This is a genomic window from Escherichia sp. KTE172 (assembly GCF_000408845.1).
GTDB lineage: Bacteria > Pseudomonadota > Gammaproteobacteria > Enterobacterales > Enterobacteriaceae > Escherichia > Escherichia coli.
In genome coordinates this window covers 915,249-932,517 of record NZ_KE137316.1, presented here as the reverse complement: position 1 = coordinate 932,517, position 17,269 = coordinate 915,249, and the positions used below count along the sequence as shown (strand labels likewise).

At 46.6% G+C, this 17,269-nt stretch carries 16 protein-coding genes and 2 tRNA genes; 8 read left to right on the top strand and 10 right to left on the bottom strand.

Annotated elements, in window-relative coordinates; translation table 11 throughout:
- Nucleotides 1-97: 97 nt before the first annotated feature.
- The 3 genes from G434_RS18960 to mtfA all read right to left on the bottom strand — a co-directional run bounded on the left by G434_RS18960 (nucleotide 98) and on the right by mtfA (nucleotide 2,495).
- On the bottom strand, nucleotides 98-1,360 hold the full coding sequence (locus G434_RS18960) for a tyrosine-type recombinase/integrase (RefSeq protein ID WP_000060157.1): 1,263 nt from the start codon (nucleotides 1,358-1,360) through the stop codon (nucleotides 98-100).
- 161 nt (nucleotides 1,361-1,521) lie between these two features.
- Nucleotides 1,522-1,597: transfer RNA gene (locus tag G434_RS18965), tRNA-Asn, on the bottom strand.
- Between the two features lie 100 nt (nucleotides 1,598-1,697).
- Nucleotides 1,698-2,495 (bottom strand): DgsA anti-repressor MtfA, encoded by a 798-nt coding sequence (gene mtfA / locus G434_RS18970; protein WP_001311896.1) that lies wholly within the window; start codon nucleotides 2,493-2,495, stop codon nucleotides 1,698-1,700.
- 93 nt (nucleotides 2,496-2,588) lie between these two features.
- On the opposite strand from mtfA, the gene G434_RS18975 reads away from it, so the two are divergent.
- A tRNA-Ser gene (locus tag G434_RS18975) sits at nucleotides 2,589-2,678 on the top strand.
- A gap of 669 nt (nucleotides 2,679-3,347) precedes the next feature.
- Here G434_RS18975 and zinT read toward each other — a convergent pair.
- Nucleotides 3,348-3,998 (bottom strand): metal-binding protein ZinT, encoded by a 651-nt coding sequence (zinT, locus tag G434_RS18980; protein ID WP_001007778.1) that lies wholly within the window; start codon nucleotides 3,996-3,998, stop codon nucleotides 3,348-3,350.
- A 260-nt stretch (nucleotides 3,999-4,258) separates the two neighbouring features.
- Here zinT and G434_RS29665 point away from each other — a divergent pair.
- Nucleotides 4,259-5,607, top strand: a protein-coding gene (locus G434_RS29665) for an IS3-like element IS1397 family transposase (RefSeq protein ID WP_099156434.1) whose coding sequence is annotated in 2 segments (ribosomal slippage) — nucleotides 4,259-4,739 and nucleotides 4,739-5,607 — 1,350 coding nt in all. Because the reading frame shifts where the segments join, the coding sequence is not laid out codon by codon here.
- An 83-nt stretch (nucleotides 5,608-5,690) separates the two neighbouring features.
- Here G434_RS29665 and msrQ read toward each other — a convergent pair.
- The 3 genes from msrQ to hiuH all read right to left on the bottom strand — a co-directional run bounded on the left by msrQ (nucleotide 5,691) and on the right by hiuH (nucleotide 7,853).
- Nucleotides 5,691-6,326 carry a protein-methionine-sulfoxide reductase heme-binding subunit MsrQ gene (gene msrQ, locus G434_RS18995; RefSeq protein WP_001240063.1) on the bottom strand — a complete coding sequence of 212 codons (636 nt, stop codon included), beginning with the start codon at nucleotides 6,324-6,326 and terminating at the stop codon, nucleotides 5,691-5,693.
- On the bottom strand, nucleotides 6,327-7,331 hold the full coding sequence (msrP, locus tag G434_RS19000) for a protein-methionine-sulfoxide reductase catalytic subunit MsrP (RefSeq protein ID WP_000740067.1): 1,005 nt from the start codon (nucleotides 7,329-7,331) through the stop codon (nucleotides 6,327-6,329).
- A gap of 108 nt (nucleotides 7,332-7,439) precedes the next feature.
- Complete coding sequence (gene hiuH / locus G434_RS19005; protein WP_000920127.1) at nucleotides 7,440-7,853, bottom strand: hydroxyisourate hydrolase; 414 nt, start codon at nucleotides 7,851-7,853, stop codon at nucleotides 7,440-7,442.
- Nucleotides 7,854-7,985: 132 nt separating this feature from the next.
- Between hiuH and hprR the strand changes: the two genes are divergently transcribed.
- Entirely contained in the window at nucleotides 7,986-8,657 is a 672-nt protein-coding gene (gene hprR, locus G434_RS19010; protein WP_001347103.1) for a response regulator transcription factor HprR, read from the top strand.
- A complete protein-coding gene (hprS, locus tag G434_RS19015) occupies nucleotides 8,657-10,015 on the top strand; it encodes a two-component system sensor histidine kinase HprS (RefSeq protein ID WP_000826711.1) in 1,359 nt (452 codons plus the stop codon). Before hprR ends, hprS begins: the two co-directional genes overlap by 1 nt.
- A gap of 107 nt (nucleotides 10,016-10,122) precedes the next feature.
- Here hprS and hchA read toward each other — a convergent pair whose 3' ends face one another.
- Nucleotides 10,123-10,974 carry a glyoxalase III HchA gene (gene hchA, locus G434_RS19020; RefSeq protein WP_000218217.1) on the bottom strand — a complete coding sequence of 284 codons (852 nt, stop codon included), beginning with the start codon at nucleotides 10,972-10,974 and terminating at the stop codon, nucleotides 10,123-10,125.
- 592 nt (nucleotides 10,975-11,566) lie between these two features.
- The gene (locus G434_RS19025) at nucleotides 11,567-12,682 is read right to left on the bottom strand and encodes a porin (RefSeq protein WP_000824383.1); all 1,116 of its coding nucleotides are present in this window, start codon (nucleotides 12,680-12,682) and stop codon (nucleotides 11,567-11,569) included.
- 649 nt (nucleotides 12,683-13,331) lie between these two features.
- Between G434_RS19025 and drpB the strand changes: the two genes are divergently transcribed.
- The 4 genes from drpB to vsr all read left to right on the top strand — a co-directional run bounded on the left by drpB (nucleotide 13,332) and on the right by vsr (nucleotide 16,284).
- Entirely contained in the window at nucleotides 13,332-13,613 is a 282-nt protein-coding gene (gene drpB / locus G434_RS0124925) for a cell division protein DrpB (RefSeq protein WP_001441990.1), read from the top strand.
- Between the two features lie 39 nt (nucleotides 13,614-13,652).
- Nucleotides 13,653-14,348 carry a phosphohydrolase gene (locus tag G434_RS19030; RefSeq protein ID WP_001296176.1) on the top strand — a complete coding sequence of 232 codons (696 nt, stop codon included), beginning with the start codon at nucleotides 13,653-13,655 and terminating at the stop codon, nucleotides 14,346-14,348.
- A 66-nt stretch (nucleotides 14,349-14,414) separates the two neighbouring features.
- On the top strand, nucleotides 14,415-15,833 hold the full coding sequence (gene dcm / locus G434_RS19035; RefSeq protein ID WP_001157265.1) for a DNA-cytosine methyltransferase: 1,419 nt from the start codon (nucleotides 14,415-14,417) through the stop codon (nucleotides 15,831-15,833).
- Nucleotides 15,814-16,284 carry a VSPR family DNA mismatch endonuclease gene (gene vsr / locus G434_RS19040; protein ID WP_000228686.1) on the top strand — a complete coding sequence of 157 codons (471 nt, stop codon included), beginning with the start codon at nucleotides 15,814-15,816 and terminating at the stop codon, nucleotides 16,282-16,284. Before dcm ends, vsr begins: the two co-directional genes overlap by 20 nt.
- Here vsr and yedA read toward each other — a convergent pair.
- Entirely contained in the window at nucleotides 16,273-17,193 is a 921-nt protein-coding gene (gene yedA / locus G434_RS19045; protein ID WP_001212226.1) for a drug/metabolite exporter YedA, read from the bottom strand. The genes vsr and yedA overlap by 12 nt on opposite strands.
- Nucleotides 17,194-17,269 lie beyond the last annotated feature (76 nt).

Below are 17,269 nucleotides of genomic sequence, written 5' to 3'. Positions count from 1 at the left end.
ATAGGTGTTTTTCGTCATGAAGTTGATAAAAGTCTATATAGAACCACCTCTTGTGGAGGTGGTGGTAATTTGCCAGAGTGTGGGATTCGTTAGTATACTATGGGATAAACTTATTTTTACCAATTGTATAAGGCGGTGCATAAGATTCTCGGCATGCTTCCAGATAATCCGACCACCACTGCATCATCGCTTTGCGGGCTTCCAGGTGCTCTGCCTTATGAATATAAGCCATGCGCACGGTATTGCGCTCCTGATGACTCATCTGGCGTTCTACTGCGTCCTTTGCCCATAAACCCGATTCCATCAGCGCACTGCATGCCATTGCCCGGAAGCCGTGACCGCAGATATCCTTTTTCGTGTCGTAACCCATCACCCGCAGTGCCTTATTGACCGTGTTTTCACACATTGGCTTATACGGGTTATGGTCGCCGGGGAAGATCAGTTCATTATTACCGGTGATATCCTTAATCTGTTTCAGAATGGCGATGGACTGTTCTGAGAGGGGGACGATATGCGGCATTCGCATTTTTGCCCCGCGGCCGGAATAACGCACGCCAATAATGGGTTCTCGCGTCGCGGGTATCGTCCAGACTCGGTTTGTGAAATCAATCTCTGACCAGCGGGCGAAACGCAGTTCACTGGAGCGAATGAACACATGCAGCATCAGCAGAACGGCATGCCGGGTCAGTTCACGGCCCTGATGATATGCCCCAATACGTTCAAGCAGTTCAGGCAGCCGCTCCAGCGGCAGGGCAGGATAGTGCCGTCTGACAGGAGGTGTGGTCACGCCGCCAAGGTTTGCTGCAGGGTTCGTATCGATTAACTCCTGATGGACCGCATGGCGCATTATGTTACTCAGGTGCTGCCGTGTGCGGGACGCAACCTCCAGCAGACCTTTTTCCTCGATCCCTTTCAGCAGGTCAATGAAATGACGGGGTTTAAGTTCTGATACAGGTAGGTTCCCGATGACCGGAAAGATGTGATTGTTCAGGCTGGCAAGCAGACGGTCGGCGGTGTTCTGCGACCATTTCCTGTTACTTTTATGCCACGCCAGCGCCACGTTTTTAAAAACTTTCTCCGGTGTTCGTGAGCCACGTACAGCAGCCCGCTGCTGTACCGGGTTGATATTCAGCGCCAGCATTTTACGGATACCTTCACGTTGCTGTCGCGCATCAGACAGGGAGATGGCTGGATAGGTACCCAGCGCAATGCGGGATTCTTTACCGCTAATACGGTATTTGAGATACCAGTGGCGGGAGCCACCCGGCTTGACCCGCAGATACAGACCGTGAGAATCGGAGACTTTAAAGGGTTTATCAGAAGGCTTGAGGGTGCGGATTTTTGCGCTGGTAAGGGACATATGGGGGTCACTCCATTATCGAACTAACCTGACCCCAGATTTGACCACCAATTTTTCCCGATGCGTAGGGTAAAATCAAAATGCACTGAGAAGAGTTTTCACACTAACCTGTTGAATCAACATCAGATAAAGATTCGCAAGGATGCATGAAAACAGAAAATTGGCTCCTCTGACTGGACTCGAACCAGTGACATACGGATTAACAGTCCGCCGTTCTACCGACTGAACTACAGAGGAATCGTGAGAACGGGGCGCATATTACTTAGCGGTACCTTGTCTGTCAACACTAAATTTCATAAGCCATTTCAATTGGTTAATTAATCTGCAAAGTTGTTAATTAATGAACATTCGTCGCCGAAAACGAGTCTGTATCATTAGCGTGATGCAGTCTCTGCAAAGGATCTTGTTGATAAAATTGACAGAAACGTTGCCACAATGAAGGGAAACGAGGAGCAAAAAGTTCTGGGGCGCTAAAGAAATATTCAGAAAGTACGGCAAAACATTCAGCAGGATCACTGGCAGCATAAGCATCAATGCTCGCCGCATTCTCACCAACTAATTCGATTTCTTCCTGAATGTTGTTCATTGCAGCATGAAGATCGTGTTCCCAGCCAGCAACCTCACGCAACGAAATAAAGGGAACTCCGCTGGCGCGATCGCCGTTACGGGTGTCCAGCTTATGAGCGACTTCATGAATAATCAGGTTAAAACCAGAAGCATCAAAAGAATCTTGTATATCCAACCAGTTCAAAACGATAGGCCCTTGCTGCCAGCTCTGACCTGACTGAACAATACGTTGGTTATGCACCAGACCGATATCGTCTTCCCATTCATCATCGACCACAAATGGCGCAGGATAAATTAAGATTTCATGAAAACCATCCAGCCATTCCAGTCCTAACTCCAGAACGGGCAGGCAAAATAGAAGTGCTATCCGGCAGCTTCTTAATGAATTCAGCTCAAAGCCCTGTAAAGGAACAAGCCGTTTTTGCTGTAAAAAACGTTCGGCAAGAGCGACCAATTTGCTTTGTTCCTGTTCTGTCAGACACGTTAAAAGGGGGATCGATAGTGCTTCCTGCCAGGGAAGGGCAGTTTGATGTGCTGATTCTTGTACTTTCCAGGGCCACTTAATCATCGTTTTGCTCGCAAACTCGTCACTTGAACAAAATTGCACGGACAGGGACTGTTAAAATGCCAAATTTCCTGGCATCATGGCAACCATCTGAACGGAGAGATGCCGGAGCGGCTGAACGGACCGGTCTCGAAAACCGGAGTAGGGGCAACTCTACCGGGGGTTCAAATCCCCCTCTCTCCGCCACTTTATCAATGACTTATCTCCCGACTTCCCGCCTTGCTTTTCCTAAACAGAACAATCGTAGGATATTCTTGAAGGGTTAGATCGTCACTGTTTTCTGTTCGATACTGTGACATTCAGCACTTGATTCGCTATGGGTCTGACAGGAAGGTTTCGAGCGAAAATCTACAGTTATTCAGTCGTTTTCTTATCGGTCACCATTATTCTTTTAGACATTGATCCTATGAAACTGCCGCAAAGTTGCTGGCGGGAACTGAAGTTGCGTAGAGAAGGGGTCAATAATTGAGCCAAAAAAGGAACGCGGCCGTCAGATTAAAGCCGCGGGACAAAGTCCATAATTTCCAAGAGTTGTTGAATTTCCCAGCTTTTTTGAAAGCCTTTGTATCATACTAACAAGTAAAAAAGGTTTAAACACCAAAATTAACCTATATTTCTGGTTAGCTTTACCATGACAGATGACTTGCTCCTGGAGACATTTGCGCTGCCAGTCTGTATGGCTGAGTTGTGTATTTATTGTTCGCCTTTTTCTCAGTTTTTTTCTACAGACATAATAAAAAAGACACGACTCAAGTATGAGCGTGTCTGAGTTTGTCTTACTTATTTGTCTTGGTAAATTATTGTTGTTACTACCAGGCACTGTTCTGTTAAATAACTGAAGTCAGCGCAAAAAAATCAATGAGACATCATCTCCTCGACCACTTCTTCGCTACTCAACTGATAGGGATAATACGTTGGCCAGTTTTCCATTTCATTCAATAAAGATTGCTGGGAATCATTACCCATAAAAATGTGAAAATGAGATGATTTTCGTGGTGCAATTATATGATCGCTAAATTGTATATATTTAGGGGCTTTGCTTTCAGGATCTTTACATTCGAATAAGTAACGAACGCCTTTCTTGCCTGATTTATAGGTGAGTATTTTGTATCCATCGTAATCATATTTACAGGATGTTGTTTCATTATTTCTATGGAATTCGACAATGCCGTCCTCAATGCCAATCATTTCGATATCTGTCGCATAACCTTTGCGATAATAATCTTTAATTTCAGCAAATGTTTTGGTTTTATCTGCATCCGCTTTCTTCTGAAAGACGGGGTCAAGTTTGCCACTTTGCAGTAAAGGGTAAACGGATTGCCAGACTCCATCCCAGTCACTGAGCGTTCGGTTTTGTACATTGGTATCATCAAAAACACCATTAGCAGCTTTTTGTTCGACCTCTGTTAAGGGTTTGCCGTGTGAGTGATGACCATGCGAAAAGGCAGGAGCGCTAACAATAAAGACACCTAAAGCAACAGCCAGTTTATGAAGACGAATCGCCAAAACAATTTCCTCCAGAGTTAATGTACATGATGTGTAATGTTATATTGTAACATATGAAAAAATGCAACAACTCATTAGGAAATGAGAGCATGGTATTCTCAGGTGTATTGAACTATCTTATTGAAATAAAATAAATTATTCTGGTGATGAAAGGTTGATGACAAACGAAACATAACTTGATGCGATCTGTGTGGGCCGGATAGGGCGCTTGAACTGCACCCCAAATGTTGGACATAATCTGACATCTGAAGGTGCAGTTTATGAAACATTCATTTGAAGTAAAACTTGCCGCTGTAAATCATTACCTGGCTGGTCATGCAGGCATCATTTCTACGGCAAAACTCTTTCAACTTTCTCACACCAGCCTCTCACACTGGATTAATCTTTTTCTTCTTCACGGTCCTCGGGCACTGGATTGCAGACACAAGCGTAGCTATTCTCCTGAAGATAAACTTTGCGTGGTTCTTTATGCTCTCGGGCATTCTGAGTCTCTACCCCGGGTAGCAGCCCGGTTTAACATTCCCAGCCACAACACGGTTAAAAACTGGATAAAAGGCTACCGCAAATCTGGTAATGAGGCCTTTATCAGGCGCAGGAAGGAGAAAAGCATGACCCGTTCTGATGATACCCATGAAAACGAGGCAAACATGACGCCGGAAGAGATGAAGAATGAGCTGCGTTATCTTCGCGCAGAAAATGCATATCTGAAAGCCATGCAGGAGCATCTTCTGGAAAAAAAGCGCCAGGAGCTGGAGAAAAAACGAAAGTCATCCAGAGCCTGAGGTACGGACACTGCCAGTCTGACCTGTTAAAGGCCGCAGGGCTGGCCAGAAGCACGCTGTACTACCAGCTGTCACTGCAGAAGGCTAAGGACAAGTATGCTGATGTGAAACAGCTCATAGCCTCCATCTTCCATGAACACCGGGGATGTTATGGGTACCGGCGGATCCATTGTGAGCTTCAGAAAAGAGGTCTTAAGTTCAGTGGCAAAACGGTGCGAAAACTGATGCAACAGCTCGGCCTGAAGTCTCCTGTGCGCCTGAAGAAATACCGGTCTTACCGGGGAAATATGGGACTCGCTGCAGAAAATATCCTTCAGCGACAGTTCAAAGCGGAAGCTCCCTGTGAGAAATGGGTGACAGATATCACCGAATTCAGGGCTGGCGGACAAAAACTGTACCTGTCCCCGATACTTGATTTGTTTAACGGGGAAATCGTGGCGTGGGAAACGGCCTGCAGGCCTACAGAGGAGCTGGTGAAGCGGATGTTAAATAAGGGTCTGGAAAGCCTTGCTGAAGGGGAGAAACCGCTGCTCCACAGTGATCAAGGATGGCATTACCGGATAAAAAGTTATCAGTCCGCCCTGGCGGACAGAGGGTTAGTGCAGAGCATGTCGCGCAAGGGCAACTGCCTTGATAATGCGGTAATGGAGAACTTCTTTGGTCACCTGAAAGAAGAAATGTACTATCGCCGGGACTACAGAAATGTAGAAGAGCTGGAAAATGCCGTTAACGAATACATAACTTACTGGAATCAAAAAAGAATAAAACTCAGTCTTGGGGGACTCAGCCCGGTAGAATACCGGACTGAGTATCAAAAAGCCGGTTAACTGAAACTGTCCAGGTTTTGGGGTTCAGTTCAGCTCGCGCCGCATCCGGCCGGGATAACGCGAAGTTTGTCGGCAATATGAAGTTATAGAGATAATTTGTTGTGGGCCTGCTTGCGTAACCGGTTGAAAAGGGAAAGCAACTTCTTATACCGTAAGGCTAAAAGCAGTACAGCCAGCCCAGCGTAGATGAGTGGCTGCGGTGAAATAATCTTCACTGACCACAGATAATGTATTGGGGTCAGGATCGCGACAAGATAGACGAAGTTATGCAACTGTTGCCAGTGTTTGCCGAGTTTTCGCTGCATCGACTGGGTTGAAGTGAACGCTAAAGCAAGCAAAATAACCCAGCTGATAATTCCTAACGTTAAATAAGGCCGGGTAATTAACTCCTTACCTAATAACGCCAGATTATTCACGCCCAACTCCAGCAATGCGTAACTGGTTAAATGCAGTGTCGCCCAGGCAAAGCACCATAAGCCTAACAGGCGGCGAGTGCGTATCAATAACGGCTGTTTTGCGTAGCGTGCCAGAGGTGTGATTAACAAGGCCGCAAGCAAAAATTTCAGTGCAGTGCGACCGGTAAAATGCTGAATATCTTTCACCGGATCGGCACCTAGTCCACCGTGATTGATCGCCCAGACCAGCCAGAGAAACGGCAACAATCCGGCAAGATGCAGGCAAACTTTCAGCCATATCACCTGTTTTGCTGTCAGGCGCATTTAGAAATTCTCCCGCAAATCCAGGCCACGATACAGCGATGCCACCTGGTCGGCGTAACCATTAAACAGTAGTGTTGGCTGGCGCTGAACATCGAGAATGCCGCCTGAACCAATAAATCGTTCGGTAGCCTGTGACCAGCGCGGGTGATCAACATGCGGATTAACGTTGGCGTAAAAACCGTATTCGTCAGGCGCTGCCAGATTCCAGGTGGTTGGCGGACGCTCGCGGGTCAGCTTAATACTGACGATCGATTTAATCCCTTTAAAGCCATATTTCCACGGCACAATCAGTCGCACCGGCGCGCCATTTTGCGGTGGTAACGCCTTGCCATAAACACCTACGGTCATCAGTGTGAGCGGATGCATTGCTTCGTCGAGACGCAATCCTTCGACATAAGGATATTTCAGCCCGCCGCCGATAAAGCGGTCCTGCTGGCCTGGCATCTGTTCCGGCGCATAAATCGTTTCGAAAGCGACATATTTCGCATTGCTGGTGGGTTCGGCAAGCGCCAGCAATTTGTGTAGCGGAAAACCAATCCACGGCACCACCATCGACCACGCTTCCACGCAGCGCATACGATAAATACGCTCTTCCAGCGGGAAGCGACGGGTTAAATCATCATGATCGAGGGTCAATGGTTTTGCCACTTCGCCGCTGATTTTCAGTGTCCATGGATCGGTTTTCAGGCTACCAGCATTAGCAGCGGGATCGGCTTTATCCAGCCCGAATTCATAGAAGTTGTTATAACCGGAGACTTTATCTGCTGGCGTCAGTGGCAGGTTATTTTGCCAGGCGGCAGGCTTGCTGAACTCCAGCGGTTTTCCGGCGGGGGCGGGCGGACGATCGTTCCCTTTAAACCAGCTAAGCAGATCGGCATGCGCAGCGTGAGGCAAAGAAAATGCAGCTGCGCTGATGCCCAGTGCTTTTAACACCTGCCGACGCTTCATAAAGAATACCGACTCGGCCGTAACATCTGATTCTTTTAAAAATTGATTCTTTTTCATAAGCCATCACACTTTTTTGTCGTTAGCCAACAAGAGCCGTTTACTGTTAATCTGTCAGGGAGTCACCTCCCTAACAGTAGCAGAGATCAGCTTTTACATATTTACGCATTAACTGCCACGATAGGTTGAATACCCATATTGGCTGAGTAACAAAGGCACATGATAATGCTCGTTCACTTTATTAATATGAAATTCAACGGGGATCTCAGGGAAGAAACTTTCAAGATTTTGTTTCTTGAAATAGTCCCCGGTTTTAAATACGACACGGTAATCGCCAGTAGTCGCAGTTTGCTCGGGCCACAGTGCCTTAATTCGTCCATCCTTATCTGTTTTGGCGGTATTAAGTTGTAACCAGCCGTTATCCGCTTTCTTTTCAAGAGTGACTGTCACGTCGGCAGCGGGTTTTCCTGTTTGCTGGTTCAAAATGTGCACGCTAAGAATGTTTTGTTGTGCGGCATAAACCAAAGAAGGTAATGAAAATGCTGCCGTTGCTACCGAGAGTACTAAATAACGCTTTAACATGTTTATATCCTTGTCATGTGAATGAGTTTTGAGGATAGCGAAAAAACGTCCAGGGTAACCTTACAGCAGCATTACAATTTTGTAATGAACCAGGTTGTTTCTATAACATATGATTTATGGCATATTATTTTCATGAAGATTCTACTTATTGAAGATAATCAAAGGACCCAGGAATGGGTAACGCAGGGGCTTTCCGAAGCGGGTTATGTCATTGATGCCGTTTCTGATGGCAGAGATGGGCTTTATCTTGCGCTGAAGGATGATTATGCATTGATCATTCTGGATATTATGCTTCCGGGTATGGATGGCTGGCAGATCTTACAAACGTTAAGAACGGCAAAGCAAACTCCTGTTATTTGCCTTACAGCAAGGGATTCTGTCGATGACAGAGTCAGAGGGCTGGACAGTGGAGCAAATGATTATCTGGTAAAACCTTTTTCATTTTCTGAGTTGCTGGCAAGGGTTCGGGCACAATTAAGGCAACATCACGCTTTGAATTCAACATTAGAAATCAGTGGCTTAAAAATGGACTCTGTCAGTCAAAGTGTGAGCAGGGACAATATCAGTATTACACTGACGCGCAAGGAGTTTCAGTTACTTTGGCTACTGGCCTCCAGAGCTGGCGAGATTATACCCAGAACGGTTATTGCGAGTGAAATTTGGGGAATCAACTTTGATAGTGATACCAATACGGTGGATGTCGCCATTCGCAGGCTCCGCGCAAAAGTTGATGATCCTTTTCCTGAAAAGCTAATCGCCACAATCCGGGGGATGGGCTATTCATTCGTAGCGGTAAAAAAATAATGAAAAGATTATCTATAACCGTCCGTTTAACCTTGCTTTTTATATTTCTGCTGTCTGTTGCTGGCGCTGGAATTGTATGGACTCTCTATAATGGCCTGGCAAGTGAGTTGAAATGGCGCGATGATACAACACTCATTAACCGGACAGCGCAGATCAAGCAGTTGTTAATTGATGGGGTAAATCCAGATACATTACCTGTCTATTTTAACCGGATGATGGATGTTAGTCAGGATATCTTGATCATTCATGGTGATGGCATCAATAAAATTGTTAACCGGACAAATGTCAGTGATGACATGTTAAATAACATACCTGCTAGTGAGACAATCAGCGCAGCAGGCATTTACAGAAGCATTATTAATGATACAGAGATAGATGCTTTACGAATTAACATTGATGAAGTTTCGCCATCATTAACGGTTACTGTGGCTAAATTGGCTTCAGCCAGACATAATATGCTTGAACAGTATAAAATTAATAGCATTATAATTTGCATTGTCGTCATTATATTGTGCTCATTATTAAGTCCGTTGTTAATCAGAACGGGGTTGCGAGAGATCAAAAAGTTGAGTGGCGTAACGGAAGCGCTGAATTATAACGATAGCCGAGTGCCGGTTGAGGTTAACGCATTACCGAGAGAACTAAAACCTCTTGGGCAGGCGTTGAATAAAATGCATCATGCTTTAGTCAAAGATTTTGAGCGCCTTAGTCAATTTGCTGACGATCTCGCTCATGAACTTAGAACGCCAATTAATGCATTACTGGGTCAGAATCAGGTTACGCTCAGTCAAACCAGAAGTATCGCTGAATATCAAAAAACAATTGCCGGAAACATCGAAGAGCTGGAAAATATTTCGCGGTTAACAGAGAATATACTGTTTCTTGCCAGGGCAGACAAAAACAATGTTTTGGTGAAACTGGATTCGCTTTCTCTCAATAAGGAAGTTGAAAATCTTTTGGACTATCTTGAATATCTTTCAGACGAGAAAGAGATTTGCTTTAAGGTCAAGTGCAATCAACAAATCTTTGCGGATAAAATTTTACTGCAACGAATGTTATCGAATCTTATTGTTAACGCCATTCGATATTCACCAGAAAAATCGCGTATTCATATAACCAGTTTTCTTGATGCCAACGGTTCTCTTAATATTGATATCGCCAGTCCTGGAACGAAAATTAATGAGCCTGAAAAACTCTTCCGTAGATTTTGGCGGGGAGATAATTCGCGTCATTCCGTAGGTCAGGGACTTGGCCTTTCTTTAGTCAAAGCGATTGCCGAATTACATGGAGGAAGTGCTACGTATCACTATCTCAGTAAGCATAACGTGTTCCGAATTACGTTACCGCAAAGAAATTAACATCGGGCTTCAGTACGCCATAAGTTAACCGTGAAAAAACGCAGCCACGTCGTGAGTATTAACGTGGCTGCGATTGATTATGCGCTTACATTACAATGTAACAGGGATTAACTCGCGTAAGCTGCCAGCATTTCCTGCGCCGCCAGTTTACCCAACGCATTCGCTGCAAAAGGACTGTCGCCGGTGAGAAGTTTACGGTCCTTATGTACTCGCCCGGTGATGTCGTCATTAATGATGTTCATGCCCATTTTCTTCAACTCTTCGCCGAAGTACCAGGTGAGATGACCCGGCATATAGCCAATATCTGGCGTTTGTTTGTCTGCGGCGTCTGGGAATGCGCAAATAGAATAACCATTCAGTGGGTTATCGCTGTGGCGAAGTGCCAGAAAAGCTGCCGGACCGTGGCAAAGGGAGATAACAAAACGGTCATTTTTGATTGCCCACTGTAAAGCGGCAGCCACGTCCTGGCTTTCTGGTAAACCAATAAGTGCGCCATGCCCACCAGGAACAAAGATTGCTGCATATTCGCTATCAGCGTTGAGGCTGGCGACAACATCCGCGAGTTTCTTCGGATTACGGAATAACGATTTATGCTGTTCAAAGAATGGCATTACTTTTTCATCTTTGTGCGGCATAGCCCAGTATTCAAACTTGGTCATCAGACCGGAAATGGTCGCCACTTCGAATTCGAAACCTGCAGCATGGAGATGATACAACGGCAGCAACGTTTCAATCGGATGGTTACCGGTCGAGAACAGTTTTCCGTTATCGGTCGGCAAATAACGTTCGTCCGCGGCGATCACCAGAATTTTATGTTTACCGCGATACGGTTTTGGATAGTCCACGCCATCAAGATCAGAGACGGGACTCGTATATTGGCTAAGCGAATATTCTGAAGGGAAGAACGCATTATCTTCAGCAATATCGACCTGCGGGTTTTTACTTGTTTGAACAGTCATAGTGTATTCCTTATTGTTGCTTAGTTAGGGTAGTCACTATATTTGCGACTGAGCTGGTCGCTATTTTTAACCAGGCTGAAAAATTGAGTCAATATATCGAAAGCGGTAGTTGGCGGGCATAAGTATGTAATGATGATGCTGCACTGGTGTTGAATATTATTCACGCCAAACTTTCCTTATTGAGTAACGTCGTCGCAAGTGGCCTCAATGATTTTAGACCATTATCAGAGGTTTGGGGGCGATGGGGAGAGATTTAGTGCTGTGGAATGTTGTGGTACTGATGAATATTTATATCCCGGATTGGTAGGGAAAAAGTTTTTTTCATGCACTATTTTTGCAAATATTTCTATATGGGAAGCGGTTTTGTTGCGGATTAATTCATAAAGAAATGCATTTGGGTGTTGGCTGGAAGAGACGCTGGTAGATTTTATTGAGCCAGGAGGGGCGGGGTAATGTGCTGTATCGATATGCTTTGGCAATTGCGTGTGCCGCAGATGGAGATGAAATGCCAATAAAAAAGCCTGAGTTCGATGAGGGACGAACTCAGGCTGGTGTTATGTTTTACAGTAACACGCCTCGGCGCGTTGGCTGATTAGAACTGGTAGACGATACCAACTGCAAACTGGTCATCAGCTGCTGCGCCAGTAATGGCGGCGTCATCTTTATCCAGCATGTTGAATTTGTATGCAGTATAAACGTTCATGTTCTTATTGAAGTAGTACCAGGTACCAACTTCAATGTAGTTCACACGGTCAGCGTCAACATATCTATGTCCAGGTACACCTTTGATATCTTTACCTTTAGAGTACACATAACCTAAGGACGGACGCAGACCAAAGTCGAATTGGTACTGAACAACCGCTTCAAAGTTCTGGGTTTCATTGATAAGTTGATCACGCATTATTGTATTGCCTTCTTGATCGGCAACACCTGTATCAATAGAACCCGGAGTCATATTACGAGTTTCACCGTACATTACAGCTGCGTAGACATTGTTCGCGTCATACTTTGCAGCCAATGACCACAGTTCAGCATTTGAACCGTTTCCATCGGCAACTTGATCGTTGGTGCGATCAGATTTGCTATATGCACCAACGATACCAAAACCATTGATGTTATAGTCTACAGACAACGCATAGCCGTCACCATTTTGTTTCTTAGTGCTACGGTTGCTGTTTTTGCCTTGGTACTGAATCGCAAAATCAAGACCATCAACCAGGCCAAAGAAATCAGAGTTACGGTAGGTTGCAACACCGTTGGTACGACCGTTCATGAAGTTGTCAGCGGAAGCCCAGGAATCGCCACCCCATTCAACTAACATATCGGTATAAGCTGCGGCATCATAAGCAACACCGTAGTTACGGCCATAGTCAAATGATCCTAACTCGTTATATTTCAAACCGGCGAAGGTTAAACGGGTTTTTTCTTGGTTTTCACCTTCAGGCTTGCTGGCGTCGAGGTTGTATTCAAACTGACCGAAACCAGTCAGTTCGCTGGTGATTTGGGTTTCACCTTTAACACCGAAACGAGCATAGGAGGTATCTTCGTTTTCGCTGTTATTATCATCAGTATTTGACCAGATGCGTTCGCCAACCATCTTGCCGTAAAAATCAACTTTATTGCCATTTTTATTATAAATTTCAGCCGCATTTGCTGCGCCAGCAACTAATAACGCCGGGACCAGCATTGCCAGAACTTTTCTTTTCATTATGTATTCCCTTGTGATTATAATCTTCATGAATATATCAATAAGTGCTGTTATCCAAAAAAAGCACATTTGGATACTATTCTATGAAGTTCATTTTATTTTAAAGATTACATGTAACAAATGTATTTAAAAGATTTCAAAATGTTTCTAATCTATTTAATATAATTCATAGTTATGAATTCTGAATATAAATATTCACGAATATTATGGATATATATCAATATGTTATGAGTTGATCGAAAAAATAGGGAGTATCAATGATTGTTGCGCTAAACGGCTGGTGTGATCTCGCGCACATTAATGAAGGCATAAAAAAAAGCCGGCATCATGCCGGCCCAAAAAATATAAACAAGACGATAAAAGGCTAATAACGGAGGCATGATGACACAGAAAAATAAAAAGGTATAATTGTAATCAGTACCAATATATTGATTGAATGAATTAATAAAGCCGAAATCAAAGATAAATAACATCGTTCAAATCGATTTTTCCTGTATTCACCGCCGTTGCGCAAAATTTATCTATTTGTTCAAAAAATGATTGAGTCTTGACTGGCTCATCCAATGTGGAAAAATGTGACTTTTATCACATAATAGTTCTAAGTCTGAATTTTCCGGGTTATCTCAAAATGGAATACGGTTCGACAAAGATGGAAGAGAGACTCTCTCGCAGCCCTGGCGGCAAATTGGCTTTGTGGGCTTTCTATACATGGTGTGGCTATTTCGTCTGGGCAATGGCGCGATACATCTGGGTGATGAGCCGGATCCCCGATGCCCCCGTGTCGGGATTTGAAAGTGATTTAGGATCTACCGCGGGGAAGTGGTTAGGAGCATTGGTCGGATTTCTGTTTATGGCCCTGGTTGGTGCCTTGTTAGGCGGCATTGCATGGTACACCCGACCTCGTCCCGCACGTTGCAGACGCTATGAATAAAAACTGCTAAGGTTGCGACTCTTTGGCAACGGAGCGCGTATGGAGTTACAACACTGGCAGGCACAGTTCGATAACTGGTTGAAAAACCATCATCAACATCAGGACGCGGCGCATGACTTGTGTCATTTTCGCCGTGTCTGGGCTACGGCACAGAAACTGGCGGCAGATGACGATGTCGATATGCTGGTGATTTTAACCGCCTGTTATTTTCACGATATCGTGACCCTGGCGAAAAATCATCCGCAACGGCAGCGTTCTTCAATCCTGGCGGCAGAAGAGACGCGTCGCCTGCTCCGTGAAGAGTTCGCGCAATTTCCGGCGGAGAAAATTGAGGCCGTTTGTCATGCCATTGCCGCTCACAGTTTCAGCGCGCAAATCGCCCCCTTAACAACGGAAGCTAAAATCGTCCAGGATGCGGATCGGCTGGAAGCCCTGGGGGCGATTGGCCTGGCGCGCGTATTTGCCGTTTCAGGGGCATTGGGCTTGGCGCTGTTTGATGGCGAAGATCCGTTCGCACAGCATCGCCCGCTTGATGATAAACGCTACGCGCTGGATCATTTCCAGACAAAGTTACTGAAATTACCGCAAACCATGCAAACCGCAAGAGGCAAGCAGCTGGCACAGCACAACGCGCAATTTTTAGTCGAGTTTATGGCGAAGCTCGGTGCCGAACTGGCGGGGGAGAATGAAGGTATCGATCACAAGGTGATAGATGCGTTTTCACCCGCTGGCTGAGCGCGTGGCCCTAAACGGCAGTAATTATGTTAACCTGTCGGCCATCTCAGATGGCCGGTTAAATCTATGCAGGAAAATATATCAGTAACCGATTCATACAGCACCGGGAATGCCGCACAGGCAATGCTGGAGAAACTGCTGCAAATTTATGATGTTAAAACGCTGGTGGCGCAGCTTAATGGTGTGGGTGAGAATCACTGGAGCGCGGCAATTTTAAAACGTGCGCTGGCGAATGACTCGGCATGGCACCGTTTAAGTGAGAAAGAGTTTGCCCATCTGCAAACGTTGTTACCCAAACCACCGGAACATCATCCGCATTATGCGTTTCGCTTTATCGATCTATTTGCCGGAATTGGCGGCATCCGTCGCGGTTTTGAATCGATTGGCGGACAGTGCGTGTTTACCAGCGAATGGAACAAACATGCTGTACGCACTTATAAAGCCAACCATTATTGCGACCCGGCGACGCATCATTTTAATGAAGATATCCGCGACATCACCCTCAGTCATCAAGAAGGCGTGAGTGATGAGGCGGCGGCGGAACATATTCGTCAACACATTCCTGAACACGATGTTTTACTGGCCGGTTTCCCTTGTCAGCCATTTTCGCTGGCTGGCGTATCGAAAAAGAACTCGCTCGGGCGGGCGCACGGTTTTGCCTGCGATACCCAGGGTACGCTGTTCTTTGATGTGGTGCGCATTATCGACGCGCGTCGTCCGGCGATGTTTGTGCTCGAAAATGTCAAAAACCTGAAGAGTCACGATAAGGGAAAAACGTTCCGCATCATCATGCAGACGCTGGACGAACTGGGCTATGACGTTGCCGACGCAGCAGATAACGGGCCGGACGATCCGAAAATCATCGACGGTAAACATTTCCTGCCGCAGCACCGTGAACGCATCGTGCTGGTGGGTTTTCGTCGCGATCTGAATCTGAAAGCCGATTTTACTCTGCGTGATATCAGCGAATGTTTCCCTGCACAGCGAGTGACGCTGGCGCAGCTGCTGGACCCGATGGTTGAGGCGAAATATATCCTGACGCCGGTGCTGTGGAAGTACCTCTATCGATATGCGAAAAAACATCAGGCGCGCGGTAACGGCTTCGGTTATGGAATGGTTTATCCGAACAATCCGCAAAGCGTCACCCGTACGCTGTCTGCTCGTTATTACAAGGATGGCGCGGAAATTTTAATCGACCGCGGCTGGGATATGGCCACGGGTGAGAAAGACTTTGACGATCCGCTGAATCAGCAACATCGTCCACGTCGGTTAACACCTCGTGAATGCGCGCGCTTAATGGGTTTTGAAGCGCCGGGAGAAGCGAAATTCCGCATTCCGGTTTCGGACACTCAGGCCTATCGCCAGTTCGGTAACTCGGTGGTCGTGCCGGTCTTTGCCGCGGTGGCAAAACTGCTTGAGCCAAAAATCAAACAGGCGGTGGCGTTGCGTCAGCAAGAGGCACAACATGGTCGACGTTCACGATAAGGCCACCCGCAGCAAAAATATGCGCGCGATTGCCACGCGTGATACGGCGATTGAGAAGCGCCTCGCCAGTTTGTTAACCGGGCAGGGCCTTGCGTTTCGCGTTCAGGACGCCAGTCTGCCCGGACGCCCGGATTTTGTCGTTGATGAATATCGCTGCGTGATATTTACCCACGGCTGCTTCTGGCATCATCATCACTGCTATCTGTTTAAAGTGCCTGCGACTCGAACCGAGTTCTGGCTGGAGAAGATAGGTAAAAATGTTGAACGCGATCGCCGCGATATCAGTCGCTTGCAGGAACTCGGCTGGCGCGTACTGATTGTCTGGGAGTGTGCGTTACGTGGGCGCGAGAAGCTTACGGATGCGGCGCTTACCGAGCGTCTGGAAGAGTGGATCTGCGGCGAAGGTGCCAGCGCGCAGATCGACACGCAGGGGATTCATTTACTCGCTTGATGCATCCTGAATAACTGGCGCGACAACGGGTTTGGCCGGGAAGAGATATTTTCCCAACGTGACCAGTACCACCGCGAAGACAATTACGCCGAGCGCCAGCCATTCAATCTTCGACAGCGTTTCGCCACCCAGTCCCGTACCCAGCAAGACCGCGACCACCGGGTTAACGTAGGCGTAGCTGGTGGCGAGAGCCGGACTGACGTTGCGGATTAAATACATATAAGCGTTAATGGCGATAATCGAACCAAACAGCGCCAGATAGCCGACCGCAAGGAAGCCTGAAAGGGAAGGGAGCGCCGTCAGTTTTTCACCCGCAATCATCGACGCAATCATTAACACCACGCCAGCCGCCAGCATCTCAATCGCACCCGCCATCATCCCTACAGGTAAGGTAATGCGCGAGCCATAAACCGAGCCAAACGCCCAGCTAATCGAGCCGATTAAAATCAGAATCGCGCCCCATGGATTGCCGCTTAAGTTTCCACCGCTATTGAGCATGATGATTCCGGCAAGCCCAATGGCGATACCCACCCATTCCAGTTTGCGCGTTTTAATGCCAAACAGGCGGCTGAAGCACAGGGTAAAAAGGGGCACGGTTGCAACCACTACGGCGGCGATGCCGGAAGGAACATTTTGATGTTCGGCAACCGTCACCATGCCATTACCGACAGCCAGCAATAACAGGCCAATCAGCGCGGCATTGAGCAGCGGACGTAGCGGGGGAAGTTTGTGTCCGCGCAGTAGCAAAAATGCCAGCAATAAAATACCGGCTGCCAGGAATCGAACGCCCGCCATCATTAACGGAGGCCAGCTTTCCACGCCAATCCGAATGACAAAATAGGTTGAGCCCCAAATGATATACAACGCAAACAGCGCGCCAAAAAGCGGTAACAACTGGCGGAAACGCATAATCCCTCACGGCTGAAATAAAAAGGTGGTTCATAGTAAACGTGAAAATCATTCTGCTGGCGAGAGATATAATTGC

Coding starts and splice junctions, on each gene's coding strand:
- hiuH (WP_000920127.1), bottom strand. CDS start 7,853: ATGTTAAAGCGTTATTTAGTACTCTCGGTAGCAACGGCAGCATTTTCA.
- hprS (WP_000826711.1), top strand. CDS start 8,657: ATGAAAAGATTATCTATAACCGTCCGTTTAACCTTGCTTTTTATATTT.
- mtfA (WP_001311896.1), bottom strand. CDS start 2,495: ATGATTAAGTGGCCCTGGAAAGTACAAGAATCAGCACATCAAACTGCC.
- hprR (WP_001347103.1), top strand. CDS start 7,986: ATGAAGATTCTACTTATTGAAGATAATCAAAGGACCCAGGAATGGGTA.
- msrQ (WP_001240063.1), bottom strand. CDS start 6,326: ATGCGCCTGACAGCAAAACAGGTGATATGGCTGAAAGTTTGCCTGCAT.
- G434_RS18960 (WP_000060157.1), bottom strand. CDS start 1,360: ATGTCCCTTACCAGCGCAAAAATCCGCACCCTCAAGCCTTCTGATAAA.
- msrP (WP_000740067.1), bottom strand. CDS start 7,331: ATGAAAAAGAATCAATTTTTAAAAGAATCAGATGTTACGGCCGAGTCG.
- hchA (WP_000218217.1), bottom strand. CDS start 10,974: ATGACTGTTCAAACAAGTAAAAACCCGCAGGTCGATATTGCTGAAGAT.
- G434_RS19030 (WP_001296176.1), top strand. CDS start 13,653: ATGGAGTTACAACACTGGCAGGCACAGTTCGATAACTGGTTGAAAAAC.
- dcm (WP_001157265.1), top strand. CDS start 14,415: ATGCAGGAAAATATATCAGTAACCGATTCATACAGCACCGGGAATGCC.
- vsr (WP_000228686.1), top strand. CDS start 15,814: ATGGTCGACGTTCACGATAAGGCCACCCGCAGCAAAAATATGCGCGCG.
- G434_RS19025 (WP_000824383.1), bottom strand. CDS start 12,682: ATGAAAAGAAAAGTTCTGGCAATGCTGGTCCCGGCGTTATTAGTTGCT.
- drpB (WP_001441990.1), top strand. CDS start 13,332: ATGGAAGAGAGACTCTCTCGCAGCCCTGGCGGCAAATTGGCTTTGTGG.
- yedA (WP_001212226.1), bottom strand. CDS start 17,193: ATGCGTTTCCGCCAGTTGTTACCGCTTTTTGGCGCGCTGTTTGCGTTG.